Source organism: Fluviicola sp., from assembly GCF_039596355.1.
Classification (GTDB): Bacteria; Bacteroidota; Bacteroidia; order Flavobacteriales_D; family Crocinitomicaceae; genus Fluviicola.
This window is the reverse complement of the sequence record NZ_JBCNJW010000003.1, coordinates 292,761-311,330: the sequence shown is the minus strand read 5'-3', so window position 1 is coordinate 311,330 and position 18,570 is coordinate 292,761. Positions and strand designations below refer to the sequence as shown.

The 18,570-nt window shown below is 44.9% G+C and carries 14 protein-coding genes and 2 tRNA genes; 13 read left to right on the top strand and 3 right to left on the bottom strand.

The window, feature by feature from the left end:
• The first annotated feature begins 33 nt into the window (after nt 1-33).
• Nucleotides 34-1,452 carry an alpha-L-fucosidase gene (locus ABDV94_RS09335; RefSeq protein WP_343606774.1) on the top strand — a complete coding sequence of 473 codons (1,419 nt, stop codon included), beginning with the start codon at nt 34-36 and terminating at the stop codon, nt 1,450-1,452.
• Nucleotides 1,453-1,554: 102 nt separating this feature from the next.
• On the opposite strand, the gene ABDV94_RS09330 is transcribed toward ABDV94_RS09335, so the two are convergent.
• Nucleotides 1,555-3,453 (bottom strand): SBBP repeat-containing protein, encoded by a 1,899-nt coding sequence (locus ABDV94_RS09330; RefSeq protein ID WP_343606772.1) that lies wholly within the window; start codon nt 3,451-3,453, stop codon nt 1,555-1,557.
• A gap of 330 nt (nt 3,454-3,783) precedes the next feature.
• Between ABDV94_RS09330 and ABDV94_RS09325 the strand changes: the two genes are divergently transcribed.
• The 6 genes from ABDV94_RS09325 (at nt 3,784) to fabD (ending at nt 9,985) form a co-directional block, all read left to right on the top strand.
• Nucleotides 3,784-3,859 (top strand) — tRNA-Gly (locus tag ABDV94_RS09325).
• A gap of 71 nt (nt 3,860-3,930) precedes the next feature.
• A tRNA-Leu gene (locus tag ABDV94_RS09320) sits at nt 3,931-4,014 on the top strand.
• Between the two features lie 74 nt (nt 4,015-4,088).
• Nucleotides 4,089-4,388, top strand: coding sequence for a GIY-YIG nuclease family protein (locus tag ABDV94_RS09315; protein WP_343606770.1), 300 nt, complete (start codon nt 4,089-4,091; stop codon nt 4,386-4,388).
• A gap of 616 nt (nt 4,389-5,004) precedes the next feature.
• Entirely contained in the window at nt 5,005-6,753 is a 1,749-nt protein-coding gene (locus ABDV94_RS09310; protein ID WP_343606769.1) for a T9SS type A sorting domain-containing protein, read from the top strand.
• A 319-nt stretch (nt 6,754-7,072) separates the two neighbouring features.
• Nucleotides 7,073-8,920: a T9SS type A sorting domain-containing protein gene (locus ABDV94_RS09305; protein WP_343606768.1), complete on the top strand. Its 1,848-nt coding sequence runs from the start codon at nt 7,073-7,075 to the stop codon at nt 8,918-8,920.
• A gap of 180 nt (nt 8,921-9,100) precedes the next feature.
• Entirely contained in the window at nt 9,101-9,985 is an 885-nt protein-coding gene (gene fabD / locus ABDV94_RS09300) for an ACP S-malonyltransferase (RefSeq protein WP_343606766.1), read from the top strand.
• Nucleotides 9,986-10,087: 102 nt separating this feature from the next.
• Here the strand turns inward: fabD and ABDV94_RS09295 are convergent, their stop codons facing one another.
• On the bottom strand, nt 10,088-11,068 hold the full coding sequence (locus ABDV94_RS09295; RefSeq protein ID WP_343606764.1) for a pyruvate dehydrogenase complex E1 component subunit beta: 981 nt from the start codon (nt 11,066-11,068) through the stop codon (nt 10,088-10,090).
• A 260-nt stretch (nt 11,069-11,328) separates the two neighbouring features.
• On the opposite strand from ABDV94_RS09295, the gene ABDV94_RS09290 reads away from it, so the two are divergent.
• The 5 genes from ABDV94_RS09290 to ABDV94_RS09270 all read left to right on the top strand — a co-directional run bounded on the left by ABDV94_RS09290 (nt 11,329) and on the right by ABDV94_RS09270 (nt 17,107).
• Nucleotides 11,329-12,069, top strand: coding sequence for an electron transfer flavoprotein subunit beta/FixA family protein (locus tag ABDV94_RS09290; RefSeq protein WP_343606762.1), 741 nt, complete (start codon nt 11,329-11,331; stop codon nt 12,067-12,069).
• Nucleotides 12,070-12,089: 20 nt separating this feature from the next.
• Entirely contained in the window at nt 12,090-13,040 is a 951-nt protein-coding gene (locus tag ABDV94_RS09285; protein ID WP_343606760.1) for an electron transfer flavoprotein subunit alpha/FixB family protein, read from the top strand.
• 99 nt (nt 13,041-13,139) lie between these two features.
• Nucleotides 13,140-13,715: a bifunctional nuclease family protein gene (locus ABDV94_RS09280; RefSeq protein ID WP_343606758.1), complete on the top strand. Its 576-nt coding sequence runs from the start codon at nt 13,140-13,142 to the stop codon at nt 13,713-13,715.
• Nucleotides 13,716-13,741: 26 nt separating this feature from the next.
• A complete protein-coding gene (locus ABDV94_RS09275; RefSeq protein WP_343606756.1) occupies nt 13,742-15,001 on the top strand; it encodes a nucleoside permease in 1,260 nt (419 codons plus the stop codon).
• Between the two features lie 48 nt (nt 15,002-15,049).
• Nucleotides 15,050-17,107, top strand: a complete 2,058-nt coding sequence (locus tag ABDV94_RS09270; protein ID WP_343606754.1) for a CotH kinase family protein — start codon at nt 15,050-15,052, stop codon at nt 17,105-17,107.
• Nucleotides 17,108-17,262: 155 nt separating this feature from the next.
• Here ABDV94_RS09270 and ABDV94_RS09265 read toward each other — a convergent pair whose 3' ends face one another.
• The gene (locus ABDV94_RS09265; RefSeq protein WP_343606752.1) at nt 17,263-17,640 is read right to left on the bottom strand and encodes a hypothetical protein; all 378 of its coding nucleotides are present in this window, start codon (nt 17,638-17,640) and stop codon (nt 17,263-17,265) included.
• 129 nt (nt 17,641-17,769) lie between these two features.
• Between ABDV94_RS09265 and ABDV94_RS09260 the strand changes: the two genes are divergently transcribed.
• Entirely contained in the window at nt 17,770-18,564 is a 795-nt protein-coding gene (locus tag ABDV94_RS09260) for a thymidylate synthase (RefSeq protein ID WP_343606750.1), read from the top strand.
• The last annotated feature ends 6 nt before the right edge of the window (nt 18,565-18,570 follow it).

Here is an 18,570-nt window from a genome sequence, read left to right as displayed (position 1 = left end):
TTGAAAAAGGTTAGAAAGTAAATCTGCAAAGTGATGAAAAAGTGTTTTTTCCTGTTTCTGCTGGTATCAGTCGGTGTTCAGTCTCAAACAGATTCTACGCGCCTGCAATGGTTCAACGATGCCAAACTCGGTATTTTCATCCATTGGGGAATGTATGCTGTTAACGGCACTTCGGAAAGCTGGTCTTTCCACAACGGAACCGTTCCATACGACACCTACATGCACCAAATGAAAGGCTTCACCGCCAACCGATTTGATCCGGAAGCATGGGCTGCACTGATTCAGGAAAGCGGCGCCAGGTATGCAGTCATTACTACACAACACCACGACGGATTAGCTTTGTGGAATACCCTGGAATTAACACCCTACCCTTCCAAATCCGATTGGAACACCTCCTTTCCCAACAGTACTTATCCGGCAGCCAAAAACGCACTCTGGGACGCCAAAAAACCATTGAGTACCATTTATCAAACACCTGCAGCACGCGATTTGATCACTCCGGTTTCCAATGCACTTCGCAAAAAAGGAATCCATTTCGGGGCGTATTATTCGCTCCTGGATTGGTCGCACGGAGATTACCCGAAATTCCTGAAGGAAACAGACCGCTATCAAATCACACAAGATCCGCAGCGCTGGAATCGTTTTCTGCGTTTCATGCACCGGCAGATTGCAGAAATCAATACACAATTCTCTCCCGATTTGTATTGGTTCGACGGCGACTGGGAACATACGGAAGCTGAATGGGGCGCTTCCACCATCGATTCGATTATCCACACATCGAATCCAAAAGCTATTTTGAACGGTCGCCTGCCTTCTTACGGAGATTATTCGACCCCGGAACAAAACATGCCAATCACCCACCCGGAGAAAAAGAGCTGGGAATTGTGCCTGACAAGCAACGAAAGCTGGGGATATCAGCCAACTGACACCCATTACAAAACAACCAACGAGGTGCTCCGGATTTTCACCGAATGCCTGAACATGGGTGGAAATCTACTCCTGGATATCGGCCCGAAAGCAGACGGAACCATCCCGGAAGAGCAAGTGCGTTTGTTGAAAGAAATCGGTCGGTGGACAAACAAACATGCGGAAGCAATCTATGGAACAAACGCCGGATTACCTTACGGACATTACCACGGGAATTCCACGTTGAGCAAGGACCGGAAAACGCTCTACTTGTTTGTGAATGCTGTTCGTCCGGACGGAACACCCGCACAAGCAAGCATTGATCTGATGCTGAAAGGGGTAAAAAACCAGGTAGTCTCTGCCGAAGTATTGGGAACGACAACCAACGTTCCGGTAAAAACGGTCGGAAAAATCTCCTGGAGCCGGGTTCCGGGAACGCTTTTTCTAAATGTACCGGCAGAAGCACTGGACGCCGAAATTACGGTCGTTAAAATTGTACTGGACACTTCGCTGGACTTGTACCGGGGCCAGGGTGGCTTTCACTGATCTGTTTTCAGTCAAGAGTTTCTTTTGCTAAAGATCAGTAAATAGGGAAACGAGCCTTTACAAGCTCATTTCCCCATGTTCATTATTCAAAATCTCATCGGATCAATCCACTTTCTCAATATTCTGCGAGAATACCAGACCGTTGGAAGCAATCAATTTTACAAAGTAGATTCCGGATTGGTACTCAGAAATGTCAACCATCTTCAAATCGCTGCTTTGCTGCTTTAATAATTGTCCCTGCAAATTGTATACTTCGATCATCGAAATCGTTTCATCCGAAGTAATATTCAAGATTCCGGATGTCGGGTTCGGATAAAACGTGATGTTAGCCGAAAATGAGTTTTCTTCCAAGCCTAACCAGCTAATAGTAACACAGTTTGAGGTCATAGAACACGTTCCACTTGTCACAATAACAGCGTAACTTCCGTTAACTGTTGGCGTGTAACTTTGGGATGTTGCACCTGATATCGGAGCATTTCCGTTATTACAGTTTACCCATTGGTAGGACGTTCCTGTATTATTTGAAGTGATCGTATTATTCGTCACGGATGCCGTTACGTTCTCACAAGGCCCCATTTTCAATACAAACACATCAATATTTCCTGCTGTAAGATTTGCTGTACTTGCCCCCGGATCAAAATCAACTGTTCCCTGAAAAGTCCCAGTGGCATAGACATTACCCGACGAGTTGGCATAAATTCCTTTTCCTCTGTCTTCACCCACTCCACCGATTGATTTTGCCCATACGACGTTTCCAGCAGAAGTATACTTACAAACATATACTTCGCTAAGCCCCTGGGAAGTTAAATAACTGGTACCTGCATTCGGATCAAAGTCTACGGTTTCGGCATAATAACCCGTTACGTACAAAGCTCCTGAGTTATCCACTGCAATGGATAAACCCTGGTCATCTCCGATCGAACCCATTGCTTTCCCCCAAACATAATTACCAGAAGCATCCATTTTACTGATAAACAAATCATTAAATCCTGCTCCGTTAAAGTTTCCTGCTCCTGAACTGGGATCCAGGTCTATATCTCCCCAAAAATAACCTGTTATGAAGACATTTTCCGAAGCATCTACAGCGATCCCTCTTCCGATATCCGTATTACTTCCCCCGAACGTTTTTGCCCAGATAAAAGTTCCCGCAGAAGACAATTTACTAATGAACACATCTCCTGCTCCTACTGAGGTCAGGGAACTCGTACCTGTTCCCGGATCAAAATCTGCTGTTGCATTGAATGAACCTGATGTGTAGACATTTCCGGAAGCAGAAACCTGAATTGCATATCCACGGTCATCCCCGGAACCTCCAAGCGATTTACCCCAAACAAAATTTCCGGAGGCATCTAACTTTGTAATAAACACATCATAACTTCCCTGTGAAGTGATATTATTCGTTCCGGACCCGGGATCGGAGTCAATTGTTCCTTGATAATAACCTGTAAAATAAACATTACCGGAAGCATCCAGGGCAAGTGCCCTTCCATAATCAGCATAAGAGCTTCCTATTGTTTTTCCCCAGACAAAATTACCAGCATTGTTTAACTTGCAAACAAAGACATCAGATGTGCCATTCGCTGTAAAGCTGCTTGTTCCCGGTCCCGGATCCAAGTCAATAGTTCCTTCAAAATCCCCGGTTACGTATACATTTCCGGAAGCATCCAGGGCAATAGAATAGGCATAATTGGCTCCATATCCACCCAATATTTTTGTCCAGACCAAATTACCGGAAGCATTTAACTTCGAAATAAAAATATCCGTAGCCCCATTGGAGATCACAGAATTCACTCCCGGCCCCGGATCAAAATCAACTGTTGCTTCAAAATACCCCGTAGTGTATACATTTCCCGATGCATCAACGGCAATAGATTGACCCGAATCATTCGATCCTCCTCCCAAAAACGGCTTTGCCCATGAATAATATTGGGAGTAGCTGAGGTTGAAACATAAAGTAGTCGAAAGAAAAATAAGATAAGTAGTAACAAAGACGTGTTTCATAATTTAGGTATTAATTTGACCGCAAAAATAGCAATTATTCTAATTTTGAAAGGCTTATACGCATTCCTCCCGAAAATCATTTGAATAGCATGACTTCTAACACTCCCCGTTTTTACAGCACTTTTTACTCCTTGTATCTTATTAAATGACAACGAATTATTAAGAAAGAGCTAATTTTATTCCATTTTACTTCAAAAAAATAGTTCCATATTTTAAAAAAACTTTATACATTTGTCGCCCGTAATCGAAGTAAAGTTCATTTCAACTAATGATCAGCTTCATGCGATCTGATTGCTAACGAGCAGTTTGACAGATTAAAAAATGACATACGCGAGAGTAGCTCAGTTGGTAGAGCACGACCTTGCCAAGGTCGGGGTCGCGGGTTCGAATCCCGTCTCTCGCTCCAGAAAAAATCCCGCATCTCGACTCCGCTCGATGATCGGGATTTTTTTTAAGTCCGCTCGCAGTGCGAGAAATGCTCGAATGGTGGAATTGGTAGACACGCCGGACTTAAAATCCTGTGACCATTTGGTCGTGCGGGTTCAAGTCCCGCTTCGAGTACAATGAGTGCTTCCAACTCATAAGATTAAGCCTTGATTTTCTTCGGAAAGTTGAGGCTTTTTTGATTTTATACCATGGCTACTGTTTACATCTTATATTCCTCAAGTATCGATCAATTTTATATTGGTAGCTGTTTAAACCTCGAACAACGTCTCGAACAGCATTTAAACAAATCATTTGAAATCGGATTTACTCATCGGACAGATGATTGGGAATTATTCTATTCCAAAGATGACCTGGAATATCAGATGGCCAGACAAATTGAAATGCACATCAAGAAAATGAAATCCAGAAAATACACTCAGAATCTCAAAAAATATCCGGAAATCATGGAAAACTTGATTGAGAAATACCGTGCGGATTCATCCCGATAGCTATCGGGACCCGCTTCGAGTACTTCCGATAGCTATCGGAAGAGTGCCCAACTCATAAGATTAAGCCTTGATTTTCTTCGGAAAGTTGAGGCTTTTTTGGTTATCTTCCTCCCACTATGAACTTCTATCACAAAAACAAGCAGGACTTTTGGGTCATCGTCATTTTTATCATGGGGTTTATCTCGATTTATAGCTTTCTTCAAGTGGCTTTTATCAAGACTGAAGTGGTCTGTGGGAAGGTAACAAGGGCATCTCACTCCAAAAGCACCTATTCGCTGATTTACTGGTATGAGTATCAAGGAACGGTTTATGAAGGCAGTTTTTCCGCTCAGGGCTCCATGTGCGCGAGGGCAGATTGCTATGAAAATCGTTGCGTTGATATCGAAGTATCGACCTGGCTTCCCTGGATGAGCAGACTGAAAGAATACCATTCAAAATAAGGAGTACCATTCCGACACTTCCGGTGGAAAACTCCATTTCGACTGAAAAATTTTTAAAAACCACTTTTTCAGCTTACCTTACCAACTGATACTAAACATTATACAAACATCACTATTCACTTCGTTTGCTATATCTGCTTTCGAATCCAGTGCCGCAAACACAATACTACTATCCTATGAAAACATCCAACACCCTATTCCGGAATCACGGAAAACCAGCCGCTCAAGCTCATTTTTTAGTTGCATTCCTGCTGTTTGCGACTTTTGCAAAAGCGCAATACGGCACTTATTCCGATGGAATCAATGATCACATTTACACGTCAACCGGAACCATCCCCAACACCTTCCCCAGTTTGTACGGCCCCGGTTATGCAACGGCATCTACCGCTCTGAATCTAAAACGATCCGTCCCCATGAAGGGAGCAATCAGCCGTTATCAATCAACGGGAAGTTTATCCTGGACAAATTATTACACCACGGCCGGTGCAGAAATCCGGTTTAATCATATCGAGGTATTCCAACAAGCAGGACAACTCCGATACTTTGTTGTAGGAAGCGTCAAATCTTCTTCCGGAGACCGCATGCTGGTTGCCATTGTAGATGACAACGGAAATCCACTGGTATCAAATACCCTGTCGTCCGCAGCTTTTCCACACCTGCTTGGCGTCAAGGGCATTTACCTGAGCGACGGAAACTTTGGCGCAATAGGCGTTTCCAGCACCGGTTTTTTGAACACAGACAAACGAAACATCACGATCTTCAAACTGGATCCGACTTTAAACATCATACAGAGTTACGCATACAGCAGTCCCGCCGGAGCAAGCCCTAATGATTACGACACCCCGGCTGATGTGGTTGAAGGAGCAACACCCAATGAGTTTTTCATCACCGGTGCCTGCAATCCGAGTCCATCCGTGTCAAATGCCCTGATCGACATGACCACGGGTACTGTGATTTGGGCCAATCAATGGACAACCTCTTCCAAATACCCGGCAGTAGGTGCCGATGCGTTGTACGATCCGGCATCTTCCAGCATCTGGATTTTAGCCAACGCTTCCGGATCACACAATACACACCTGATCCGGGAAGATTACTCCACCGGAACGGTGTTGTCTCATCACCGATTCAACCCTGCCAACAACTGCTATTCCTATGAAATGAAACCTTCGCTTTACAATCCGGATGCACTTGTAATTGCCGGATATATGCCAACCGGTTCAGCACTTCAACCATTTATGCTGGAATACGATACCGCTCTTGACGCTGTATTGTGGGGGAAATTGTACCCGGGCTCTAACAACGGAATGAGACTTTACAATGAAAACAATTGGTTAAAAACATCCGCTGCAGGACCGTACGGGTATTATTACAACCGGATAATGGGGTATAATACAGATCAAACGGCATACGTTCTTATTGGCAGCGATTCCGCAAGTACCAGTACCGAAAACATCCGGCTGTGGCGGGACATCAGTTCTATCGGAGAAAACCGCTGTGGCAGCGCAACGTCTTCGTTTTCCACAACACCGTTCACCCTGCTAACCGGCTTCCTTCTGGAAAGCGTGAGCGATCTGTTTTCCCAAAATCCGCTTCCGATCATCCAGACCCCAATCACGAACTCCAGTTCATTCTGCATTCAGGAAGCATGGAGAACAGACACCCCGGAAACGGACCTTGCCGGACAATTCTCCATATCACCCAATCCGGCAAATGATCAGCTAACGATTGTCCTTCCGGAAGCAACAAGCAACGGCATCATTGCTATTTATGACGTGGCAGGGCGGAAAGTGTATGAAAAAACCATCACACCAACATCAACAACAGAATCAGTAACCATTTCAGACTGGACACCGGGTATTTACCTGATCAACCTGGAAAAGCCCGGAACGCAGCTGCTCTCTAAAAAAGTGGTGATTCAACCATAAAAAACACGAAAAAGGAAACGGGAGTTCCGCATCTGAGAGCTCCCGTTGTCAGATACTAAACCGATCTAAACACCTCATATTACATCATTTCCGTATTGAAATAGAAACAAAAAAATAACATTCTCTTATTTTCCAATTTAAGATTCACTTGACGCAACAACCGGCTTCAAGCCCGCGTAAAACCTGCGACTCAAGAATATTTTTACAGAATAAAACCACACACACCTTCAGCCTGTCATCCATTTATTTTACCGCTCATACCAACATTTTGTTTTTTATTTCATTTTCAATTGTTTATTTTTACCTCAAACAAAAAACTATGAAAAAAGTATACTTAGGTTTATTTTCAATGGCTTTGACTACCCTGGCGACTGCTCAGGTAAGCAATTCGATTGTTAGCGTAAAACAGAGTCGTTATGACAATTTCAAAGTTGGTGCTAAAACAGAAACTCCGTCTACTAAAACTGAAGGAGACATTTTGTGGACCAACGATTTCTCAACCACATCTGATTGGACTATCGGAAACAATCCGGGAGGAACACCACCGCACACTTCAGGAGACTGGGCGATTGTGGGCGCATTGCCAACTTCGTTGACGTCTCAGGCGGCAACTTACGGTTTCCCGACTACTATCGGTACAGGAAACTTCGCGTTGGTGAACTCTGATGCTGCAGGAAGTGGCCAAACTCAAAATGCTTACATTGAAACAACTGTAGCATTGGCAAACCTTCTGACAGCTAACGGAAGCGCACTGAACACTCCAATGTACCTGAAATTCACGGAGATTTATCGTCACTTCTACGATAAGAATTTCGTTCAGATTTCAAATGACAACGGTGCAACATGGGTAACTATCGAAGTGAACCCGGTTTCAGAAGTTCCGGTAAACACCAACTCTGCAAACCCTGAATTTGAAACAGTAAACATTTCTGCTGTATTGGCTGGTGGAAACTGGTCAAACACTGTGAAAATCCGTTTCTTGTACCAGGGAGATTACGATTGGTTCTGGGCAATTGACGATGTGAAGTTGGTTGAAGCATTCGCAAACGATGCGAAATTCACCAGAATCACTCAGGCTACAGCACTTGCATCCACAGAAGGATTGGACTACTACCGTGTAGCAGCTTCCCAAACATCTTTCCCAGGATTGACTTTCGGAGCTCTTGCTATGAACAATGGAGGTTCTAACCAGCCAAACGTTACATTGAATGTAACTGGTCCGGGATCATACAACCAAACAAGCAGCGCCGTATCTATTGCCGTAGGAGCTACAGATACCCTGGAAATCACAACACCTTGTGCTATTCCAACTGCAGCAGGAAGCTACACCATCAACTACACAACTGACCTTGGCGCAGGTGTAACCGACGGTGATTTGGCAAACAACACCAGAGCAATCACAGTCGTTCGTGACCAGTACCTGTACGGTCGTGACGACAACACTATCAAAGGTGGAATTGCTCAGGTAACAAGCCAGGATGGTGCTGAATTGAGAATCGGTAACCTGATGGAAGTATTCAACACTATGGAAGTAACTGGTGTTCAGGTTCGTTTGTTGAACCAATCTACAGCAGTGGGACAAGAAATCAACTGTGTGATCGAAATCTTCAACACAACTACTCAGGAGTTTGATTACTTGGGTGAAACAGTATACCACCCGATCGTACAGTCTGAATTGAACACATTCATTACTATTCCAATCGACGGAGGTTCCGTATCAATTCCTCAGGGAAGCCTGATCCTGGTTATGGCGCACCACTTAGGTGGAGCAAACGAAGTAGGATTCGGATATGCACAGCCAACTTTCCAGGGAACTGTATTGGGTTACACAGCTGACGGAAACAGATTCCAATTGACAGATCCGGGAGCAATCATGATCCGTCTTTCTGAAGACCCATCTTTGTCAGTAGCTCAAAACATCGCTAACGTAGACGTAAACGTATACCCTAACCCAGTTGTAGGTGAAGCCACAGTTGAGGTAAACGGAGCAGTTGCTTCTACAATCGCAGTAGTTGATCTGACAGGAAAAACAGTTTACACAACAACAGCTTCTGAAGGAACTTCTAAAGTATCTTTCTCTACAGCTCATTTCGCTGCAGGAGTTTACACCGTAAACGTTTCTACAGACAAAGGAACTGTTAGCAAGAAAATGGTTGTTAAGAACTAATCGTTCTTTCTAAATAACAATTTCTACCCCGATTCCGGTTCCGGAGTCGGGGTATTTTTATGGGTACCGTTTCAGGCAGAAACAACTAAGAGGTTGATCAAAGACTTTTCACTTCTCCATTTTCACTGATCACTTATTTCATGAAGTTACTATATTTGCCTGCTCATTGAAAATGAAATTATGAAAAAAGCATACGTATTTCCGGGACAAGGTGCCCAGTTCTCAGGAATGGGAAAAGACCTTTACGAAGCGTCTGATTTAGCAAAAGAACTGTTCGCAAAAGCGAATGAAATCCTGGGTTTTGACATCCAGAAAATCATGTTCGAAGGATCTGACGAAGAGTTGAAGCAAACCAAAGTGACCCAGCCGGCGATCTTCCTTCACTCCACGATTCTTGCGGCGTGTTTGGGCGATAGCTTTCAACCGGATATGGTTGCAGGTCATTCCCTGGGAGAAATCTCTTCATTGGTTGCCAACAAAACACTTTCTTTCGAAGACGGTTTGCGCCTGGTATCCAAACGCGCACTGGCAATGCAGGCTGCGTGTGAAGCTGTTCCTTCTACCATGGCGGCTATTTTAGGCCTGGAAGACGAAGTGGTAGAAAACGTGTGCAAATCCATCGATGGAATCGTGGTAGCCGCAAACTACAACTGCCCGGGACAATTGGTAATCTCCGGAGCAATTCCTGCGGTAGAAGAAGCGTGTGCCAAATTGACGGAAGCAGGTGCAAAACGCGCCATGATTCTGCAAGTGGGTGGAGCTTTCCATTCTCCTTTGATGGAACCGGCTCGTGAAGAACTGGCAAAAGCAATCGAATCCACAACATTCAATACACCGATTTGTCCGGTATATCAAAACACAACAGCTGCTGCGGTAACCAACCCGGAAGAAATCAAGAAGAACTTGATTGATCAGCTGACAGCTCCTGTTCGCTGGACACAGACGATGCAGCAAATGATCGCTGACGGTGCAACAGAAGTCATCGAAGTCGGTCCTGGAAAAGTATTGCAAGGTTTGTTTAAGAAAGTAGACCGTGCATTCCCAACTTCCAGCGCAGAGATTTAAAGATCAGAACGCCATGCATGGCGTTCCATTCCTATACCAATAAAAAAGTCGGGGTGAAAAATTTTTCACCCCGACTTTTTTGTTTATTAACTACGTATCTTCTTAGTTTCTGTACAACGTGCTTTTCACAGCTTTCACCAGTTTTTCAACGTTCGGCAATGCTGCGTCGATCAAAGTCGGTGAAAACGCAAACGGCGTATCTGTCTGAGTCACGCGTTGCACCGGTGCATCCAGGTAATCGAATGCATAACGTTGCAAATGGTACGCGATCTCAGAAGAAATCGAAGCCAGCGGCCAGGATTCTTCCAGAACCACACAACGGTTTGTTTTCTTAATAGATTCCACGATCAACGGGTAATCAATCGGACGAATCGTTCTCAAGTCGATGATCTCGATAGAAATTCCTTCTTTCGCCAATACTTCTGCAGCTTCGTGAGCCACTTTGATAATTTTCCCGAAAGAAACAACGGTTACATCCGTTCCCTTACGCTTGATATCTCCCACTCCGATCGGAATGATGTATTCTCCTTCCGGAATTTCACCTTTATCACCGTACATTTTTTCAGACTCCAGGAATACTACCGGGTCGTTATCGCGGATTGCCGCTTTCAACAATCCTTTTGCATCATATGGAGTAGACGGAGTAATCACTTTCAACCCCGGTACATGCGAGTAAAATGCTTCAAAACTCTGAGAGTGCGTTGCTGCCAACTGACCTGCAGTTCCGTTTCCACCGCGGAAAACGATCGGACAACCGTATTGTCCTCCGGACATTTGCAACATTTTAGCAGCAGAGTTGATAATCTGGTCAGCAGCCAAAATCGCAAAGTTCCAGGTCATGAACTCAACAATCGGGCGAAGACCATTCATCGATGCTCCAACAGCAATTCCGGCAAATCCCAACTCAGCGATCGGGGTGTCAATCACACGTTTCGGGCCAAATTCATCCAACATTCCCTGAGACACTTTGTATGCCCCGTTGTATTCAGCAACTTCTTCTCCCATCAAAAACACACCTTCATCACGGCGCATTTCTTCTGACATAGCTTCACGAAGGGCTTCTCTAAATTGAACTGTCTTCATTCTTATCGTTTTTTATTTCGCTTAAAAGCAGCACCAAAATTAATCAAAATTCGTTTCTGGCACACTAAAATGAGGTGCAAGAACACACATTTTAAGGAAATGGTGAACAAATTGTTCAAAACCCATCATATTATGCGTACATAATATTTTTGAAAATAGGAGGATTTGATTATTTTTGCTTCCGAAAGGATGTTTAACAAGCAAATACTGTACTTGTATAATTTTACACGCTCGCAGTCTTACGTTTAAATAAAAAAGATATGAAAATTCTTGTATGTATCAGTAAATCTCCGGATACTACATCAAAAATTGCTTTCACAGACGGGAACAAGCAGTTTGATGAGAATGGAGTTCAGTACATTGTCAACCCATACGACGAGTGGTATGCACTTGTGCGCGGATTGGAATTGAAAGAAACCCTTGGCGGTAACTTGACTATTATTACTGTCGGAAATGCAGCTGATGAAGCAATTATCCGCAAAGCGCTTGCAATCGGTGCAGATGACGCAGTACGCATCGATGCGGATCCGAAAGACGCTTACTTCACTGCAATCCAGATCGCTGAATATGCAAAATCAAACGGTTTTGACCTGGTATTGACAGGAAAAGAAACCATCAACTACAATGGTTCACAGGTAGCTGGAATGATCGCTGAAGCAATGGACCTTCCATTTGTTTCCCTGGCTACAAAACTGGATATCAACGGAACAACTGCACGATTGGAGCAGGAAATCGTTGGTGGTGTTCAGGTAGTGGAAGCAAACCTTCCATTGGTAGTTTCCTGTGCTAAAGGAATGGCGGAACAACGCATTCCGAACATGCGCGGAATCATGGCAGCACGTACCAAACCGCTTACAGTGGTAGCTCCTGCAGCTGTTGACGATCTGACATCTTACGTTGAATACGGATTGCCTGCGGCGAAATCAGCTGTGAAGATGATCGATCCGAACAACATGGACGAATTAGTTGCTTTGTTGCACAACGAGGCGAAAGTTATTTAATCTAGAAGAACAAAGGAATTATGAATATTTTAGTTTATATCAATTCATCCAACCACCTGGCAAAAAGCGCGCTTGAAGCAGTGACTTATGCAAAGAAAATCGGTGGTTCGATTACAGTTGTTGCAACGGGTTCTGTTGACGATGCTACATTGGCAACATTGGGAGAATACGGAGCAGAAAAAGTATTGGTAGACCGCCATGTATCTACGGAAGATTCTCAGCAGGTAACGCGTTTGGTAGCAAAAGCCGCTGAAACAACCGGAGCTGAACTGATCATTTTCTCTCACGACCTGGTAGCGAAAGCAGTTGCTCCGCGCTTGTCCGTTCGTTTGAAAGCAGGATTGATCTCCGGAGCAGTTGACGTTCCGAACACAGCAAACGGTTTCGTGGTAAAAGTGAATGTATTCTCCGGAAAAGCATTCGGTTTTGTATCGGTAAACTCAGCGAAAAAAATTATCTCCCTGCTTCCGAACTCATTCCAGCCTGAAAAATCAGGTTCGGCATGCAGCGTAGAAGCATTCGACGGAGCGGCTGGTGCTTCTGCTATCAAAGTGGTTGAAACCAAAATGCCGGAAGGTGAAATTCCATTACCGGAAGCAGAATTGGTTGTTTCAGCAGGTCGCGGATTGAAAGGTCCTGAAAACTGGGGAATCGTTGAAGACCTGGCAAAAGCATTGGGTGCTGCAACAGCATGTTCCCGTCCGGTAGCAGATATCGGTTGGAGACCTCACCACGAGCACGTAGGGCAAACGGGTGTTGCCATTCGTCCGAACCTGTACATCGCAGTCGGAATCTCCGGTGCTATCCAGCATTTGGCAGGAGTAAACGGTTCAAAAGTGATCGTAGTAATCAACACGGATCCGGAAGCTCCTTTCTTCAAGGCTGCTGACTACGGAGTGGTTGGTGACGCATTCGACGTATTGCCGAAATTGACGGAAGCTGTAAAAAAATTCCGTTCAACAGCACACTAAGATTAATCTATTTAGTTATTTTTACGAAAGTAATCCGGGGAGGGAAGCACGTACACTGCTTCCCTCCTTATTTAAACCCTTCGTAAGGAAAACGTTCGAATGGACAAGATTAAACTAGACATTATCGGGCTGTCATACAGTCAGACACAAAGTGGTGCTTATGCATTGGTTTTAGCAGAATCGGGCGGAAAACGCCGTTTACCGATCATTATCGGCGGTTTTGAAGCTCAGGCCATTGCCATTGAACTCGAAAAAATGACCCCAACCCGGCCACTGACCCACGATTTGTTCAAATCTCTGGCTCAAACCTTCTCCATTCAATTAAAAGAAGTGGTTATTTACAACCTGCAGGAAGGTATCTTCTTTGCCAAGCTGGTTTGCGAAAAAGACGGTGTTTATTCGGATATCGATGCACGCACTTCGGATGCCATTGCTTTAGCTGTTCGTTTCGACTGCCCTATCTATACGTTTGAATCCATTCTTTCTTCTGCCGGAATCCTTTCCGACGAATTTCTCGATGAAGAAGACGAAATCGAAATCGCAGATTCGGACGACAATGAATTCTCCAAAATGACCAAATCAGAACTGGAAGAACAGTTGCAAAGCGCTATTGAACAGGAAGATTACGAATTGGCTTCCCGTATCAGAGACGAAATCAAGAAGCGCGGAGCGTAATCAAATCAACATCAAATAATACTGTTATGGGGAATTCCATCAAAGTTCGATTGACCGTCATGAGTTTTCTCCAATTTTTCGTTTGGGGAGCGTGGCTCATTACCATTGGCAACTACTGTACGAAAACCATGAATTGGGATTTCTCCGAATTCGGAGCTATTTTCTCCACGATGGGAATTTCGTCGCTTTTCATGCCGACCATCACCGGAATCATCGCCGACCGCTGGATCAATGCCGAAAAACTCTATGGGATTCTTCATTTACTCGGAGCCGTTGCATTGGCCTCCATTCCTTCTGTCAGTGATCCGAACACTTTTTTCTGGGTCATTTTCGGCGCCATGCTTTGTTACATGCCCACCATTGCATTATCCAATTCCATCGCCTATCACGTCCTCAAAAATCATCAATACGATGTCATCAAGAGCTTCCCTCCCATCCGGGTTTGGGGAACAGTAGGGTTTATTCTCGCGATGTGGACAACAAATCTTTGCGGCTTCAAAACCACAGAAGGCCAATTCTACATTGCAGCTGCTTCGGCAATCATCCTGGCAATATACGCATTCACCCTGCCTGCATGTCCGCCGCAGCACCACAACCTGGAAGAAAAAAATTCAACCAAAGAAGTGATCATCAATGCATTCAAGTTGTTTGCAAACTACAAAATGGCGGTGTTCTTCGTGTTTTCCATGCTACTTGGCGCAGCGCTTCAGCTCACGAACATGTACATCGATACCTACCTGGAAGGCTTTTCCAAATTCCCGGAATATGCCGATTCCATCGTTGTGAAATATTCGACCATCATCAGTTCCATTTCCCAGATTTCAGAAACACTTTTTATCCTGGCGATTCCTTTCTTCCTGAAGAAATTCGGAATCAAAAAAGTGATGCTGATCAGCATGCTGGCCTGGGTGCTTCGTTTCGGACTGCTTGCATACGCAAATCCTTCCGACGGGCTTTGGATGATCATCGTTTCTTGCATCGTTTACGGTATGGCGTTCGACTTTTTCAATGTATCCGGTTCGCTGTTCGTGGAAACGTCCTGTAATCCGCGTATCCGCTCCAGTGCACAGGGAATGTTTATGATGATGACCAATGGTGTGGGAGCGATTCTCGGAAGCTACATCAGTGGAATTGTGATCGATTCGTACTTCAGCAACGGCGATCGTTTGAACTGGACAGGGATCTGGCTTACGTTCTCAGCTTATGCATTGATTGTAGCCGTGTTATTCGCCATTCTTTTCCGCCACAAACACAACCCGGAAGATTTGTCAGATATTTCACATTAATTTTGTTTCATTCAAATTAATTGTAACTTAACATTCAGATAATACTGAATGAAAGCTATACTCTCCTCTCTGGCACTTATTGTAAGTGCTGTTTCCTGTGCGCAAACCTTTAACGGAACTTCCGGGAATATTCTCGACAACCAGGAACTTGTCAACACGATCTCGGTGAACGGTTTACCGGCCGTCATAGATCAAACAACTTTTGGACTGGAACAGGTTTGCCTTTCCATTACCCATACCTGGGATGCCGATGTCACAGCCACGCTGGAAGCTCCGGACGGAACCCAAATTGTGCTCTTCTCTGCCGTAGGCGGAAGCGGAGACAACTTCACCGGAACCTGTTTTCGCGGAGACGCAACGATCTCGATTGTTACCCAAGGTGCACCATTCAGCGGAACCTTCAAAGCCATGAATCCACTTGGTGTTGCGAACAACAATCAAAATCCCAACGGAACCTGGAAACTGCGTGTTTTCGACTCGGCAAGCGGTGATGAAGGAACCCTGGACTCCTGGTCGATTACCTTCGGCTCGAACCCGGCAACTTATCAGCCGTTCAGCAACAGCAACCTCCCGATCGTGATTCTGAACACGAACAACCAGGGCATTCCCGACGAGCCCAAAATCCAGGCCCACATGAAAATCATTAATAACGGCCCGGGAAACATCAACCACGTAACCGATTTTCCCAACGCATACAACAACCTGATCGGGATTGAACGAAGAGGATCCACTTCCGGAGATTTCCCGCAAAAGTCTTATGCGCTGGAAACACGCGATGTCAACGGAACAACGAAAGACACGGTTCTGCTCGGGCTCCCGATAGAACATGACTGGATTTTGTATGCGCCATACAACGATAAAACCTGCATGCGCAACATTCTGACGTATGAACTGGCCAATCAAATGGGGCATTACGCTTCCCGCACCGTTCTCTGCGAATTGGTGCTGAACGATCAATACCAGGGAATTTACACGTTGATGGAAAAAATCAAGCGCGATCCGAACCGTGTAGCTATTGCAAAACTTCTTCCGACAGATATTTCCGGCGACGACCTGACCGGGGGGTACATCGTTAAAATAGACAAAACAACCGGATCTTCTGCCGATGGATGGGATTCCCAATACACCGCATCGGATAACACGCCGATTCACTTTCTGTACCATTATCCGAAGCCGGGCGACATTCAGCCACAGCAAAGAGATTACATCCAGGCGTATGTCGATTCATTCGAAACTGCATTGGCAAGCCCGTCTTTTGCCGATCCGAATACCGGCTACCGGAAATACACCGTTCCGGAGACCTTTATCGATTTCCTGATCCTGAATGAACTCAGTAAAAACGTAGACGGTTACCGTCTGAGCAGCTTTCTTCACAAAGAAAAAGACTCCAAAGGCGGCAAACTGCGTATGGGCCCGGTGTGGGATTTCAACATTGCCTGGTGGAACGCCGACTACTGCGCAGGGGACGATTATACCGGCTGGCAATACGAATTCACGAATACCTGTCCGGGCGGTGATTGGCAAGTTCCGACCTGGTGGTCGCGCCTGATGGAAGATCCGTGGTTCCAGGATGAAGTCAAATGCCGCTGGACAATTCTTCGCCAGGGCGTTCTTTCCAACAACGCGCTTTTTGCCAAAATTGATTCCATTGCGCAATACATCAACGTTCCGAAAGACCGGCATTTTGACCAATGGCCTTTACTGGGGATTTACACCTGGCCCAATCCAAGCCCGATTCCAGCGGATTACCCGGGAGAAATTTCAGCACTCAAAACGTGGATTTTGAACCGCACTTCATGGATCGACAGCAGCTTGACCGGAACCTGTCACTTGGGATTAGTCAGCCAGGAAATTGCATCCTTGTCCGTTTATCCCAATCCATTTAGCGAAGTACTGACTGTTTCGTGGTTCTCGACAGGAACTTCCGATGCTCAAATCAGTTTATTCGACCTCCAGGGAAACCAGATCAGTTCGGCAACAAAAGTCCCTTCTTACGGAATGAATGAGTTCAACGCAATGCCTTTCAATACCCTTTCAGCGGGAATTTACTGGATTGAAATCCGGGAAGGAGCAGCTGTCAGCAGGGTCAAAGTGGTCAAAAACTAAGCTCGTTTTACTACTAAGAACATCAGGAGGAACTTTAATCTCATCTGGGAACAGATACATCCATTTCCTCGTGTGTTTCGTGAGCCTCTTGGTAGAAGAAAGCCAACTATTTTACCACTAAGATTACGAAAGAAATTCTTTCCCTGAATAACGGCTTAACTCTTTTTCAGGAACACATCCGGCTGGGGATAGATTCCTTTTCGTTCAAGGCGCTTGTCTTTTTTGTACAACACATAGCTTTCGGGAATGTACTGTCCGTCCAGTTTGACTTCGAGGTAAACGGTATTTTTGTCTTCTTTCAGAATCAGGTAAGTGCCTTTTACGGCTTTGGAGTCGATTGTTTCAAGTAAGGTTCCGTCGGCATGCAATTCGACCTGGATTGCCGCTTTGTCGACCTGGAAAACTTCCTCTCCCAACTCCAGTGCATAGGAAGGAATTTCTCCCTGGTAAATACCCAGGGTTTTCTTCTTCAGAACCTGCGAATGAACAGACAGTGAGATCAATAACAGCCATACCGGTAATAAAAAACGCATCTCTCAGTTTTAAACAAAAATAGAGAAAGGAATCAACAAAGCAACCGAATTATTAACCAAAGCAATCTGCCTGTCATTAAAATCCCTAACTTCGAAGCGTATATTCCAATCCTCATTTCAGAAGGTAAAATGAAACAATATCACGATTTATTACAGCACATTCTCGACAAGGGCACATTTAAAGGAGACCGGACAGGTACAGGAACACTCTCCGTTTTCGGATACCAGATGCGTTTCAACCTGGAAGAAGGTTTCCCTGTTTTGACGACCAAAAAATTACACCTGCGTTCGATCATTCATGAATTATTGTGGTTTTTACAAGGAGATACAAATATCCGTTACCTCAAAGAGAACAATGTTTCTATCTGGGACGAATGGGCAGATGAACAGGGTGACCTCGGGCCGGTTTACGGTTACCAGTGGCGTTCCTGGCCGACTCCTGACGGCGGGTCTATTGACCAAATCTCCAACCTGATTGAGCAGATCAAAAAAAATCCGAATTCCCGGAGACTGATTGTAAATGCATGGAACGTTGCTTATGTGGACAACATGGCGCTTCCTCCGTGTCACACCATGTTCCAGTTCTATGTAGCTGACGGGAAATTGAGCTGCCAGTTGTACCAGCGCTCGGCAGATACATTCCTCGGCGTTCCGTTCAATATTGCTTCTTATGCGTTATTGACCATGATGGTGGCGCAGGTTTGCGGATTACAACCGGGAGAATTTATTCATACCCTGGGAGATGCACACTTGTATTCCAATCATTTGGATCAGGCAAAATTGCAATTGACCCGCGATTTCCGTCCATTACCGACTATGAAGATCAATCCGGAGGTGAAAAACATTTTCGATTTCAAATTTGAAGATTTCGAATTGCTGAATTACGATCCGCATCCGCATATTAAAGCGGAAGTAGCAGTATAACTTTCG